Raw genomic sequence first — 12,995 nt, forward strand, 5'->3', positions numbered from 1 at the left:
TCAATAGTCCTTGTCCAGTCTTATCCGGCCGAGCCACAGAACGAGCATGGTCAGCAAAGCGAGGATGAGGAAGAGCAGCGTCGAGGCGGCGGAGCCGTAGGCAAACTTGTCGAACTCAAACAGGCTCTCGCGGGCAAACACCGACATCGACTTGGTGTGGATATTGTTTGGCGTGAGCACGTAGATCAGGTCGAAGATGCGCAGCGCATCGAGACCGCGGAAGATCATGGCCACCATCAACGCCGGCCGGATGAGCGGCAAGGTGATCTTCCAGAAAACTTTCCACGCGCCGACGCCGTCGAGCTTGGCGACCTCGTAGATTTCTTGTGGAAGCATCTGGAGGCCGGCGAGAATGAGAAGCGCCATGAACGGGGTCGCCTTCCAGATGTCGACAATGAGGATGGCGACCATGGCCGTGTCGGCGCTAGCCGTCCAGGCGATCTTGGTGCCGATCAGGCCGAGCTTGAGAAGGACGTCGTTGATGATGCCGAACTGGTCGTTGAGCATCCACTGCCACATTTTCGCCGAGACGATCGTCGGAATGGCCCAAGGGATTAGTATCGCGGCGCGCACGATGCCGCGGCCGCGAAACTTGGTGTTGAGCACCAGCGCGACGATCATGCCGAGCACCGTCTCGCAGGTTACCGAAATCACCGCGAAGCGCACCGTATTCCAGACGGCGCGCCACCAGACCGGATCGGCGAGCAGCCCGTCATAGATGACGCGGCCGCTCGGCATTTGCAGGATGGAGAAATAATTGGCGAAGCCAACCCAGCGACGGGCTTCGAGGTCGGCGAGCGAGGCATCGGTGAAGCCGAAATAGATCGTGCGCATCAACGGCCAGCCGGCGACGGCGGCGAGCACGATGAGCATCGGGGCAAGCAGCAGCCATGCCGAGCGCACACGCTGACGCGCCAGCAGCGAGCCTGAGCGCGGCGAGGTCACCAGGCGGTGCCCTTGAGCCTGGTCAAGGAGAACTCCAGATCGGCAAGGTTGTCGGCGGCCGTGCCCTCGCCGGACATGGTGTTGTGGACGGCGGTCCAGAACTCGCTCGATGCCTCATTGTACCTGGTCTTGGCCTGGGCCGAGGGACGCGGCACCGCGTTGAGGACAACTTCCTTCCAGCGCGGGATAACCGGCTGGGCGCTGGCGATGTCGGCATCGTCATAGAGCGCCTGAATGGTCGGCAGATATGCCCCCTTCAAGGCGCGGTACTTCTGCATCTGAGGCGAAGCGATCCATTTGACCAGCTCGACGGCTGCGGCCGGGTTCTTCGAATATTTGGAAACCGCAAGATTCCAGCCGCCAAGCGTTGCTGCCGGGCGGGCGCCCTCACCCGACCCGGACGGCAGCGTCGTCACCTCGAACTTGCCTTTGATGGGGGAGCTTTCGCTGTTGCCAAGCGCATAGGCGTAGGGCCAGTTGCGCATGAAGACGGCGTTGCCGGTCTGCCAGACACCGCGCGACTCTTCTTCCTGATAGGCCAGAATGCCGGGAGGCGAGATGGTTCCCACCCAGCTCCTCGCCATTTCCAGCGCCGCGGCTGCTTGCGGATTATTGATGGAGATCGTGCCGTCCGGCTCGATGATCTGACCACCGCCGTTCGACTTCACCCATTCGAGTGCATCGCAGGTCAGTCCCTCATAGGCGTTGCCCTGGAAAACGAAGCCCCACATGTCCTTGTTGCCGCCCTCGCGTTCCTTGTCCATGACAAGCTTGGCAGTATCGGCAAGCTCGGCCCAGCTGGTCGGGACCTTGGCGCCGTATTTGTCGAGGAGATCCTTGCGGTAGTAGAGCGCCGGAGCGTCGGTGAATATCGGCAAGGCGACGAGCTTGCCGTCGACGGTCTGCGATTTGATGATCGATGGGAAATGAGCGCCGACGACATCCTTGGTCGCCGCGGTCAGGTCGACGAGCTGCTTTGCAAGCTGGGGGGCCCAAATGACGTCCGTCTGATAGAGGTCAACGTCGCTGTTTCCAGCGGCAAGCCACAGCCTGTATTGACTAAACTGGTCGGTCCCCGAGGGCGGCACCGGAACCACGCTAACCTTGTTGCCGGTCTTCTTCTCGTATTGATCGAGGATCTCGCGAAGGATTCTCTGGCCGTTGCCGGTATCGCCCGACACCATGGCGAGGTCGACAGCCCGCGCCGGCCCGGCCGCCAGAACTGCGGCCACGGCAAATCCAGCGAATGCGGAACGAAACTTCATGATGTCGGATCTCCCTTTGGAGCTTCAGGCAGCAGCAGAAACGGACGTCGATGCCCGACACCGTCCTCAGCACACCCGCAGCTCACAAGACGCGCATTCGCCCACCAGCACTGAACTACAAAGATACGCCTTGAGTTCCCAACACGGAACGTCCGGCGCGAAGCGGCAGCCCCCGGCTGGCCCCAACGCCTCCGGGAATTGCCGCTGGCATTGGCGAAGGCGATGGTTCAAGAAGGATCAACGACAGGCTTTCCTTCATGTCCTCCATCCGCCCGCTGATCCCGCTCCTGATCGCCGCCGGCATCCTGCTCGGCGGCAACGGCCTGCAGAGCACTTTGATTGCGCTGCGTGGTGCGCAGGAGGGTTTTCCCGCTTCCTCTATCGGCCTGATGGGCACGTTCTATTTCGCCGGCTTTTTGCTCGGCTGCCTTGCCGTCACCCGCATCATGAAGTCCGTCGGCCATGTGCGCGCCTTTTCCGCGCTGGCGGCGATCGCCTCGGCGGGAACGCTGCTGCTGGTGCTGGTCATCGATCCGGTGATGTGGTGCGCCGTGCGCTTTGCCGGCGGGTTCTGCTTTGCCGGCCTGTTCACCATCATGGAAGCCTGGCTGAATTCCGGCGTCACCAACACCGACCGGGCGCGGGTGCTTGCCATTTACCGCATGGTCGACATCGGTTCGGTGACGGGCGCCCAATTCCTGATCCCGATCTTCGGCGCTGGCGGCTTTGCCATCTTCGCCATCATGTCGATGATGATCACCGTGTCGCTGGTGCCGGTTTCGCTCGGCGACCGCTCCAACCCGACGCCGCCGGAAGACGTCAAACTCGATTTGGCACGCGTCTGGCGCATCTCGCCGCTTGGCTGCTTCGGCTGCATCGCCGTCGGCGTCACCAACAGCGCCTTCCGCACCCTGTCGCCGGTCTATGCCGAGCAGATCGGCATGTCGGTCGCCGACGTCGTCACCTTCGTCAGCGTCGGCATTTTCGGCGGCGCCATCATCCAATACCCGCTTGGCTATCTCTCCGACCGCTGGGACCGGCGCTCGGTGCTGCTGATGACGACGTGCTGTGCGATGGTGGCGGCACTGGCGCTGGCGTTCGTGGCAGGCGGCAGCCCGTTCCTCAACTTCCTGCTCGTCTTTATCTTCGGCTGCTTTGCCATGCCGCTCTATTCGTTGTCGGCGGCGCATTCCAACGACCGCGCCGACAAGGGCGAGTTTGTGCTGATCAACGCAGCCTTGATGCTGTTTTATTCCTTCGGCGCCATTGGCGGCCCCTTCGCAGCCTCGACGGTGATGCAATATTTCGGGCCGAGCGCGCTGTTCGTGTTCAGCGCCACCGTCTATGCGATCTTCGTGGCGGTCATCCTTTTCCGGATGCGGGCGCGCTCTGCTGTGCCGGCGAGCCATCGCAGCCGTTTTACGGCGCTGTTGCGCACATCGACGGTTTTTGCCCGGTTGGCGAAGCGGAATGCCGATCCCGATGAACCCGCAAAGCCCGATAAAGGTGCTTGCGCTTGACGAAAGCGCGCGCGGCTGAAATTGAAAGAGACCCTATCCCTTGCCAAAAGCGATTTGATGCACGTCATCACCACCCAGAACGAACTCGAGACCGTTATTGCCGCTTTCGAAAAGGCGGAATTCGTCACCGTCGATACCGAATTCATTCGCGAGACGACCTTCTGGCCGATCCTGTGCCTGATCCAGATGGCAGCGCCCGGCGTGACGGCGCTGATCGATCCGCTGTCGCCCGACATCGACCTGAAACCGTTCTTCAGGCTGATGGCCAACGAGGCGATCGTCAAAGTCTTCCATGCGGCGCGGCAGGACATTGAAATCATTGTGCATCTCGGCGATCTGGTGCCGCATCCGGTGTTCGACACCCAGGTCGCGGCGATGGTCTGCGGCTTCGGCGACAGCGTCTCCTACGACCAGTTGGTGCAGCGCATCACCGGCGCGCGGCTCGACAAGTCGTCGCGTTTCACCGACTGGCGCCATCGTCCACTGTCCGAAAAGCAGCTCGACTACGCGCTCGCCGACGTCACCCATCTGATCGAGGTCTACAAGCACCTCAGCGCCGAGCTGGTGCGGGAAAACCGCGCCCACTGGCTGAACGAGGAGATGGACGTGCTGACCTCGCGCGAGACCTACGATCCGCATCCCGAGGATGCCTGGAAGCGGCTCAAGATGCGGCTGCGCAAGCCGCAGGAACTGGCGATCGTGCAGGCGGTGGCCGCCTGGCGCGAACGCGAAGCGCGCGAGCGCGACGTGCCGCGCGGCCGGGTGCTCAAGGACGATGCGATCTACGAAGTGGCGCAGCAGGCGCCGCGCGATACGGCGGCGCTGAGCAAGCTGCGTACCACGCCGAAGGGCTGGGAGCGCTCGTCGACGGCGACGGCACTGCTTGGCGCAGTCAACGCTGCCCTGGCGCTGCCCAGGGAAGAGATGCCGAAGCTGCCGAAGAGCTTCCAGCCGCCGGAGGGGTCGAGCGCCGCGGCGGAGTTGCTGAAGGTGCTGCTGCGGATCGTTGCCGAAAAGGAAGGTGTCGCATCGAAGGTACTCGCCTCCAGTGACGACATCGATCGCATCGCTGCAGAGGGCGAGGACGCCGATGTGCCGGCATTGCAAGGCTGGCGGCGCGCCGTCTTTGGCGAGGCCGCGCTCAGGCTGGTGCGCGGTGAACTCGCGATCAGGTTCGACAAGCGCAAGATCGCCGTGTTCGATTTGTAGGCTTGAGCTTGCTCAGACAAAGCCGAGCAGATGCAGCGCCAGCCATATCCAGCCAAGTGCGAGAACGACCGCGCCCACGTAGAATGCCCTGCTGCGCAGGATTAGCCGATTGCTGGTCAAGTGGACCGATGCGTGAAGATAGCGTGAGACGACAAATATCCACATCAGCGCCAAGGTCAGATAATTGACGCCATTGGTCACGTGCAGCGTCAGGCATAAGACGTAGAAAAGCACCGGCAGTTCGAACTGGTTGCTCAGATTGTTGGCGACGGTGATGCTGGAACCAGGCTCCGTTGAGCGCGTCTTGAACTGGCCGGTCTTGGCTTCGCCCGATCTGACCGCACCATGGCGGCGCCGGCCCATTACGACATAGACGATATAGACCAGCAGCACCTGCGCCAGCATCGGCCAGAAGATCGCGGTCTGGTTCAAGACGCCCCCTGTCGTTGTCACCCAGCCTTCAAGGCCGTTTCTGAGCCATCAGAATGAAAGCCGCAATGACGATCACCAGCACCGCCAGAAGCGCGAATTTGGTGACGATCAGCGCTGAGGCAAAGGATAGCGAATCCGGATTGGCAGACAGGAAATCGGACAAAAGACGAGCCACGGCGATGTTCTGGGCATAGTCGGCGAGCGTGTAGGGCAGCACCAGCACAGCTGCGAATATCGACTGGGTTTGCGCAGGCAGTGCACGGAAATTCTTCAGCCGCCGGCCCGTTGCCAGGATCAGGCTGACCATCGTCAGCGACAGCAGCGCCGGAAACAGCAGGTCGAAGGTCAGGTAATGCCAGACGAGAATGATCTCGCTGCCACGCCGGCCGAGCGCCGTCAGCCAGGCCATGCCCTCATCCGGGGTGAAACCGGCATAGCGCATGTCGAGCGACGGAAGTCCGCCGCTCAATTGGCGAAAATAGAGGAACTCCATCGCCGTCATGATGATGAAAACCGCCACGGTGGCGAAACAGAGTGCGGCGGCGTGGCGCGACAGCCGCAGGATCATCGCCGCCAGATTGCGCCAAGGCGCATGGCGATCATGCTCCGCCAGGATAATTCGGGCTTTCGCGGGTAATCGTGACGTCATGGGCGTGGCTTTCACGAAGTCCGGCATTGGATATCCGCACAAAAGTGGCGCGCTCGCGGAAATCGGCAAGGTCGCGGCCACCGACATAACCCATAGCGGCTTTCAGGCCGCCCGCAAGCTGGTGCAGCACGCCAGACACAGGTCCTTTGTACGGCACCTGCCCTTCGATGCCTTCCGGGACCAGTTTCAGCGTGTCGCGCACCTCGGCCTGGAAGTAGCGATCGGCGGAGCCGCGCGCCATCGCGCCGACCGAGCCCATGCCGCGATAGGCTTTGAAGGAGCGGCCCTGGTGCAGATAGACCTCGCCCGGGCTCTCGTCGGTGCCGGCCAGCAACGAACCGATCATCGCCGCGCTGGCGCCGGCGGCCAGCGCCTTGGCCAGATCGCCCGAATATTTGATGCCGCCATCTGCAATGACCGAGACACCCGATTTTTGCGCCGTCTCGACCGCCGACATGATTGCCGAGAGCTGCGGCACGCCGACGCCGGCGACGATGCGGGTGGTGCAGATGGAGCCCGGCCCGATGCCGACCTTGACCGCGTCGGCGCCAGCATCGATCAGCGCCAGCGTGCCTTCCGCTGTGGCGACGTTGCCGGCCAGGATGCGAACCGAGTTGGAAAGCTTCTTGGCCCGCGTCACCGCATCCAGGACGCGCTGCGAATGACCGTGCGCGGTGTCGATCACCAGAAGGTCGACGCCGGCGTCGATGAGGCGCTCGGCCCGCTCGAAACCGTCATCGCCGACGCTGGTGGCGGCGGCGGCGCGCAAGCGTCCCTGCGCATCCTTGGTGGCGTGCGGGTTGAGCTGCGACTTCTCGATGTCCTTGACCGTGATCAGCCCGACGCAATTGCCGTCCCGATCGACCACAACCAGCTTCTCGATGCGGTGCTGATGGAGCAGCCGCTTGGCCTCGTCCTGATCGACGTTCTCCTTGACGGTGATCAGGTTCTCGCGGGTCATCAGCTCATAGACCTTCTGCGCCGGGTCGGAGGCGAAGCGGACGTCGCGGTTGGTCAGGATGCCGACGAGCCGGCCGACGGTGTGGCCGCCGGTGCCGCCGTTCTCGACCACCGGAATGCCCGAAATGCTGTAGGTGCGCATCAGACCCAGCGCATCGGCCAGCGTCGCCTCGGGACCGATGGTGACGGGGTTGACCACCATGCCGGATTCGAATTTCTTTACCTGCCGCACCTGCTCGGCCTGTTCGGCCGGCGAGAAATTGCGGTGGATGACGCCGATGCCGCCGGCCTGGGCCATGGCGATGGCAAGCCGCGCCTCGGTGACCGTGTCCATGGCGGCCGACAGGATCGGCACGTTGAGGTCGATGTCGCCGGCGATGCGGGTGCGGATGTCGGTCTCGCCAGGCATGACCTCGGAATGACCGGGCTGCAGCAGCACGTCGTCAAAGGTCAGCGCCAATGCGCCGGTGGACGTCTCGATGATTTTTGCCATGGCCAGCCCTCGGAATGCAGGAAAGGCGCTCGCCCTGGATGGACAGCGCCGACTCGTCTTCTTCCCTTTCAGGATTGGCGCTGGCTCGTAACACGTCCCGTCGCCGTTGAAAAGCCGATGGTTGTATAGTGGCGACGATGCATTTTGCCTCAGGTGCTGCGCACGACTTGCGGTCGCACAAACGTGACAGCAAATTAATGCGACATCCGGGCCAAGGCGTGATAACCGCCCTACGTGTCGGTTTGGCCCCAAGGCCGGCAAGCAATAGCGACGCACATTTCAAGGCCGGATCCATCGTGAACCGCACCATTCCGCTTATTCTGGCGGTCGCTCTATTCATGGAAAACATGGATTCGACCGTCATTGCGACATCGTTGCCGGCGATCGCCATCGACATCCACACCAGCCCGATCGCGCTCAAGCTGGCGCTGACCGCCTATCTGGTATCCCTGGCGATCTTCATTCCGATCAGCGGCTGGATGGCCGACCGCTTCGGCGCCAAGAATGTCTTCCGCGCCGCGATCGCCGTGTTCATCATCGGCTCGGTCGCCTGCGCCATGTCCAATTCGTTGCCGGCTTTCGTGGTCTCACGCTTCCTGCAAGGCATTGGCGGCGCCATGATGACGCCGGTCGGACGCCTGGTGCTGGTACGCGCCACGCCGAAAAGCGAACTCGTCGCCGCCATGTCGTGGCTGACCGTCCCGGCTCTGGTCGGCCCCCTGGTCGGTCCACCGGTCGGCGGCTTCATCACAACCTATTTCACCTGGCACTGGATTTTTCTGATCAATGTACCGATCGGGCTGATCGGGATCTGGCTGGCCACGCGTTTCCTGCCGAAGACCGACGCCGCGCAGACGCCGCCGCTCGATTTCATTGGTTTCGTGCTGAGCGGGCTGGCGGCATCGGGCATTGTGTTCGGCCTGTCGGTGGTCAGCCTGCCGGCCCTGCCGCCGGCTGCCGGCTTTATCACCGTTGCCGTCGGGCTGGCATCGGCGGTGCTTTATCTGCTGCACGCGCGCCACGCCAAGAATCCGCTGCTGGCGCTCGAGCTGTTTCGCAATCGGGTGTTCCGCTCATCGGTGCTCGGCGGCGGACTGTTCCGCATCGGCATTGGTGCCGTACCTTTTCTTTTGCCGCTGATGTTCCAGATCGGTTTCGGGCTGACGCCGTTCCAGTCCGGCATGATCACCTTCGTCTCGGCAATCGGCGCCATAGGCATGAAATTCGTCACTGCCCTGATCTTCAGGGTCGCGGGCTTCCGCCGTGTGCTGATTTCAGGCTCGCTCGTCGCGGCCGCGTCCATCGCCGTCAACGGCCTGTTCACACCCGACACACCCTATGGGCTGATCCTCGCCATGCTGCTCGCCGGGGGCTTCATCCGTTCGATGTTCTTCACCGGCATCAACGCGCTTGCCTATGCCGAGATTTCAGCAGCCGACACCAGCAAGGCGACGCCGATCACCGCGGTGTTCCAGCAGTTGGCAATCGCGCTCGGTGTGGCGCTGGCCGGCGGCATCCTGGAAGTGTCGACCAAGATCCATGGCGGCCCACTGACGCTGAGCGACTTCCACACCGCCTTCTTCATCGTAGCGGCGATGTCGGCGGCAGCCTCGCTGTCGTTCATGCGGCTGGCGCCGGACGCCGGCAATGCCGTGTCGGGACATGGCCGACTGACACCGCCGAAGACGCTGGAGCCGGTGAGCCCGCCGGGGAGTTGACCTTTGCTCGTACTTGCGGACGCCGGAGGCGCGCCCCTCTGTCCTGCCGGACATCTCCCCCACGTGGGGGGAGATCGGACGTGACATCGGCTTTCGCCAATATTCAACGTTGCAGGATTAGACAGCGCGCCGAAGCTGCCAATCTCCCCCCTCGTGGGGGAGATGTCCGGCAGGACAGAGGGGGGCGCGAAGGATCGCTACAGAGCGATTTTCACGCCGCGCCGTTTCCGCCTTTAAAATCCTTCGCCAACAAATACAGCTCCACCGACTCATCGCGCGAGGCCGGCGGCTTGACGTGATGGACCGAGCGGAAATTCCGCTTCAGCCTCGCCAGCAATTCGTTTTCGGCGCCGCCCTGAAAGGTCTTGGCGAGGAAGTGGCCGCCCGGCTTCAGTACCGACAGCGCGAAATCGGCCGCCACCTCGCAAAGATACATGGTGCGGATGTGGTCGGTCCGCTTGTGGCCGGTGGTGGGTGCGGCCATGTCGGAGAGCACGATGTCGGGCTGGCCGCCCAGCGCCTCGGCCAGCTTCTGCGGCGCCTGAGGATCGAGGAAATCCATCAGCAGCACCGGCGCGCCCGGCACCGCGTCCATCTCCAAATAGTCGATGCCGACGACGTTCGGGTGTTCCGCGGTAGATTTCGTACGTGCGGCAGCGACCTGGCACCAGCCGCCGGGTGCCGCACCAAGGTCGATCACCTTCATGCCTGGCTTGAGCAAATGGTGCTTGTCGTCGATCTCGATCAGCTTGTAGGCGGCGCGCGAGCGATAGCCGTCTGCCTTCGAGCGCTGGACATAGGGATCGTTGATGTGGCGCTGCAGCCAGCGGCGCGACGATTCCTTCAAGCCGCTTTTCTTCTTGATCTTCGTCTTCAGCACGCGAATGCCGGCGGAGCTCGGTCTTTCCGGTTTCTTGGTCATTGCTTTATTGCCTGTTTGAGCATGATCTTGTCCGAAAACCGGCAGCCACTTTTCGGGATCATGCTCTGCCCCGCCCGCTGTTTCGCCAGACGCCGTCATCGGCCATCAATTCGCTCAATATGCCTTCGCGCAAGCCGCGGTCGGCGACACGCAGCCGCTCCGACGGCCAGACGGCACGTATCGCCTCCAATATGGCGCAGCCGGCCAGAACCAGGTCGGCGCGGTCGGCGCCGATGCAAGGATTGGCGACGCGTTGCTGGAAATCCCAGCCGACCAGCTTTTCGACCATGCGATCAACGCTGTCCCGATCCATCCACAGCCCGTCGACGCGGCGGCGGTCGTAGCGTTCGAGATCGAGATGGACGCCGGCCAGCGTCGTCACCGTGCCCGACGTGCCGAGCAAATGGAATTTCGGGCTGGACAGAAGGTGGCTTAGCCGGTCGCGCCCGTCGAAGGCGCGCAGCCGCATTGCGACATCCTCGACCATGGCGCCAAAGATCTCGCGCGTTACCGTGCGGCCGCCAAAACGCTCGGCCAGCGAGACGACGCCGACCGGCAGCGAGGTCCACGAGACGATATGGTTGGCAAGCCTTGGCGAGCGCTGGCCGGTGAGGTCGATCAGCGCGATTTCGGACGAGCCGCCGCCGATATCGAACAGCACGACGCCTTGCGTGTCGCGCTCGACCAGCGAGCCGCAGCCCGACACCGCCAGCCGCGCCTCGGTCTGGCGGTCGATGATCTCGAGCTTCAGGCCGGCCTCGCGCTCGACACGCTCGAGGAACTCGACGCCGTTGGCGGCGGTGCGGCAGGCCTCGGTGGCGATCAGCCTGGCCTTCCTGACCTTGCGGTTGCGCAATTTGTCACCGCAGATCTTCAGCGCCTCGACCGCGCGGTCCATTGCAGCGTCGCCGAGCCGGCCGTTGGCGGTAAGGCCTTCGCCCAGCCTGACGATGCGCGAGAAGGCATCGATGACGCGGAACTGGCCATGACGCGTCGGCACCGCGACCAGCAGACGGCAATTGTTGGTGCCGAGATCGAGCGCGGCAAACACCGGCAACTCCTGCAGCGGTGGTGGCGTGCGGGCACCTTGCCCCGGCCTCGGCGACGTTGCCGGGGCTGAGGGCGGAGGCGCGTAAGCCGCTGGCTGGGGCGGGCGCGCGGCCGGGGTCTCGTTGGCGGCAGGCACCGAAGCGCCGGTAGCCAGCGGACGAGCCTCGTCGCGTGCGAAAACCTTGCGCCCGCGCCGGCGCTTGCGCCGCTTCTTGGGTTTGCCGTTCTGATGCGGGCCTTTTTGGTCCTGGCCCTTTTGGTGCTGGGACGTGTCGCCACCCTGTCCATTGCCGGACCGGGGCTGCACCTGACGGCCGTAGCGTCCGGTGGATGGGCTTGCCTGGCCGGACGGCGTCGGCGAACCCCTGGACACGCCCACTTCCGGCGCACCAGCGCCGGCTTCGTGGTCTTCCACTGTGGTTCCTTCCGGCGCCGCGCGAACCGGAGACCGGACGCAGCAGGCGCATTTACATGTTCAAGTTGCCGCCAGACTATCAGCGCCGGGCCGGATCACCAAGAGTGCTCGTGGCGAATTTTGCTGGCGGCATTGTCTCGCCCCTGCCCTCGGCGGAGGATGGCGCGCCTTCCCGGTTGAATAGCCGGCTTCAATGAGGCATTTCTGAAATGGAAACATTCGGGACCGCGGGCGGTTTTCCTGCTGCGAACCGGAAAACGGGTACGGGCTGCAACGCATGATCCTCGGGCCATGAACTGGAGGCGCTATTTCTGGCCCGTGATCGGCATCGCCGCGGTGGTGTTTTCGCTGTGGCTGCTGCTGCACGAATTGCGCGGCATCTCGCTCGACGATGTCTGGGCCGGGATAATCGCCATTCCGGCGCGCGGCTGGGTGCTGGCGGCGCTGAGCTCGGTCGTCGCCTATGCCTCGCTCGCCGGCTACGACCACATCGCGCTGCTGCACATCGGCAAGAAAGTATCGTGGCTGTTCGTCACTTTCTGCTCGTTCACCACCTACGCACTGTCGCACAATATCGGCGGCTCGGTATTTTCCGGTGCGGTGATCCGCTACCGCGCCTACGGCACCAAGGGCCTGACCGGGCAGGATGTCGGCGTTCTGGTGGCGATCTGCTGGATCACCTTCGTGCTGTCGACGCTGTTCGTCTCAAGCATCGTGCTGCTGCTCGAGCCCGAGGTGATCGACCGGTTTTCCGGCATACCGCATCATCGGCTGTCGCAAGCAGCTGGGTTCGCCATGCTGCTCGTGGTGGCGGCCTATGTCTTCGGCAGCTGGCTGCATCTGAGACCACTCAGGATCGGCAGCTTTCAGCTGCACTACCCGGCGCTGCCGATCGTGGCGCGGCAATTGCTGGTCGGCCCGATCGAGCTGCTGGCGGCGGCGGCGATCATCTTCTTTGCCCTGCCCGCCACCGGCAATCCCGGCTATTTCATCGTGCTCGGCGTGTTCCTGGTGTCGTTCTCGATCGCGCAGATCTCGCATGCGCCGGGCGGGCTCGGCGTCTTCGAGGTGGTGTTCCTCGCGGGCTTGTCACATATGGACCAGGTCGGCGTGCTGGCGGCGCTGCTGGTGTTCCGGCTGTTCTACCTGATCATACCGCTGCTGATCGCGCTCGGCGTGGTGCTGCTTTTCGAGCACTCGCAATACAGCCGCAGCGAGAGTTGAAGGCTGGGGCAATCGCGTCAGGCCCTGATGACGACCTCATGTATGTGAGACGATCAATCCTCGAAGTCGGCGCCGCCCCTCATCTGCCTGCCGGCATCTTCTCCCCGTGAAGGACGGGGAGAAGGGGCTAGCCGCAACGCTGGCGCCCCCTCTCCCCGTCCGTCCCGGGGGGCGGGGTAGGGTGAGGGGCAGG

The 12,995-nt window shown here is 63.5% G+C and carries 11 protein-coding genes; 4 read left to right on the forward strand and 7 right to left on the reverse strand.

Annotated features, from left to right (window positions below):
• Both NKH37_RS20325 and NKH37_RS20330 read right to left on the reverse strand, forming a co-directional pair.
• Window positions 1-873 carry a carbohydrate ABC transporter permease gene (locus NKH37_RS20325; protein WP_352495345.1) on the reverse strand — a complete coding sequence of 291 codons (873 nt, stop codon included), beginning with the start codon at window positions 871-873 and terminating at the stop codon, window positions 1-3.
• Between the two features lie 68 nt (window positions 874-941).
• Window positions 942-2,210, reverse strand: a complete 1,269-nt coding sequence (locus NKH37_RS20330; protein ID WP_353005541.1) for an ABC transporter substrate-binding protein — start codon at window positions 2,208-2,210, stop codon at window positions 942-944.
• A gap of 257 nt (window positions 2,211-2,467) precedes the next feature.
• Here NKH37_RS20330 and NKH37_RS20335 point away from each other — a divergent pair, with 257 nt between their 5' ends.
• Window positions 2,468-3,730, forward strand: a complete 1,263-nt coding sequence (locus NKH37_RS20335) for an MFS transporter (RefSeq protein WP_023717242.1) — start codon at window positions 2,468-2,470, stop codon at window positions 3,728-3,730.
• 57 nt (window positions 3,731-3,787) lie between these two features.
• Window positions 3,788-4,939, forward strand: coding sequence for a ribonuclease D (rnd, locus tag NKH37_RS20340; protein ID WP_023717241.1), 1,152 nt, complete (start codon window positions 3,788-3,790; stop codon window positions 4,937-4,939).
• 12 nt (window positions 4,940-4,951) lie between these two features.
• Here rnd and NKH37_RS20345 read toward each other — a convergent pair whose 3' ends face one another.
• Genes NKH37_RS20345 through guaB form a run of 3 tightly spaced genes read right to left on the reverse strand, consistent with a single transcriptional unit; the run spans window position 4,952 to window position 7,473 of the window.
• Window positions 4,952-5,371, reverse strand: coding sequence for an MAPEG family protein (locus tag NKH37_RS20345; protein WP_352587814.1), 420 nt, complete (start codon window positions 5,369-5,371; stop codon window positions 4,952-4,954).
• A 28-nt stretch (window positions 5,372-5,399) separates the two neighbouring features.
• Window positions 5,400-5,939 (reverse strand): hypothetical protein, encoded by a 540-nt coding sequence (locus NKH37_RS20350; protein ID WP_353005564.1) that lies wholly within the window; start codon window positions 5,937-5,939, stop codon window positions 5,400-5,402.
• A gap of 31 nt (window positions 5,940-5,970) precedes the next feature.
• Complete coding sequence (gene guaB, locus NKH37_RS20355) at window positions 5,971-7,473, reverse strand: IMP dehydrogenase (protein WP_352458563.1); 1,503 nt, start codon at window positions 7,471-7,473, stop codon at window positions 5,971-5,973.
• Window positions 7,474-7,769: 296 nt separating this feature from the next.
• Here guaB and NKH37_RS20360 point away from each other — a divergent pair, with 296 nt between their 5' ends.
• Window positions 7,770-9,191 carry an MFS transporter gene (locus NKH37_RS20360; protein WP_023717237.1) on the forward strand — a complete coding sequence of 474 codons (1,422 nt, stop codon included), beginning with the start codon at window positions 7,770-7,772 and terminating at the stop codon, window positions 9,189-9,191.
• A gap of 211 nt (window positions 9,192-9,402) precedes the next feature.
• Here the strand turns inward: NKH37_RS20360 and NKH37_RS20365 are convergent, their stop codons facing one another.
• Window positions 9,403-10,113: an RlmE family RNA methyltransferase gene (locus NKH37_RS20365; RefSeq protein WP_352587820.1), complete on the reverse strand. Its 711-nt coding sequence runs from the start codon at window positions 10,111-10,113 to the stop codon at window positions 9,403-9,405.
• Window positions 10,114-10,171: 58 nt separating this feature from the next.
• On the reverse strand, window positions 10,172-11,578 hold the full coding sequence (locus NKH37_RS20370; protein ID WP_353005542.1) for a Ppx/GppA phosphatase family protein: 1,407 nt from the start codon (window positions 11,576-11,578) through the stop codon (window positions 10,172-10,174).
• A 291-nt stretch (window positions 11,579-11,869) separates the two neighbouring features.
• Here NKH37_RS20370 and NKH37_RS20375 point away from each other — a divergent pair, with 291 nt between their 5' ends.
• A complete protein-coding gene (locus NKH37_RS20375) occupies window positions 11,870-12,802 on the forward strand; it encodes a lysylphosphatidylglycerol synthase domain-containing protein (RefSeq protein WP_353005543.1) in 933 nt (310 codons plus the stop codon).
• The last annotated feature ends 193 nt before the right edge of the window (window positions 12,803-12,995 follow it).

Origin of the sequence: Mesorhizobium sp. M1217, assembly GCF_040318275.1 — a bacterium.
Classification (GTDB): Bacteria; Pseudomonadota; Alphaproteobacteria; order Rhizobiales; family Rhizobiaceae; genus Mesorhizobium.

What these genes read in the sequence shown, in the direction of transcription:
- rnd (WP_023717241.1), top strand. Translation starts at nt 3,788, where the DNA reads ATGCACGTCATCACCACCCAGAACGAACTCGAGACCGTTATTGCCGCT.
- NKH37_RS20375 (WP_353005543.1), top strand. Translation starts at nt 11,870, where the DNA reads ATGAACTGGAGGCGCTATTTCTGGCCCGTGATCGGCATCGCCGCGGTG.
- NKH37_RS20335 (WP_023717242.1), top strand. Translation starts at nt 2,468, where the DNA reads ATGTCCTCCATCCGCCCGCTGATCCCGCTCCTGATCGCCGCCGGCATC.
- NKH37_RS20330 (WP_353005541.1), bottom strand. Translation starts at nt 2,210, where the DNA reads ATGAAGTTTCGTTCCGCATTCGCTGGATTTGCCGTGGCCGCAGTTCTG.
- NKH37_RS20325 (WP_352495345.1), bottom strand. Translation starts at nt 873, where the DNA reads ATGCTCATCGTGCTCGCCGCCGTCGCCGGCTGGCCGTTGATGCGCACG.
- NKH37_RS20365 (WP_352587820.1), bottom strand. Translation starts at nt 10,113, where the DNA reads ATGACCAAGAAACCGGAAAGACCGAGCTCCGCCGGCATTCGCGTGCTG.
- guaB (WP_352458563.1), bottom strand. Translation starts at nt 7,473, where the DNA reads ATGGCAAAAATCATCGAGACGTCCACCGGCGCATTGGCGCTGACCTTT.
- NKH37_RS20350 (WP_353005564.1), bottom strand. Translation starts at nt 5,939, where the DNA reads ATGATCCTGCGGCTGTCGCGCCACGCCGCCGCACTCTGTTTCGCCACC.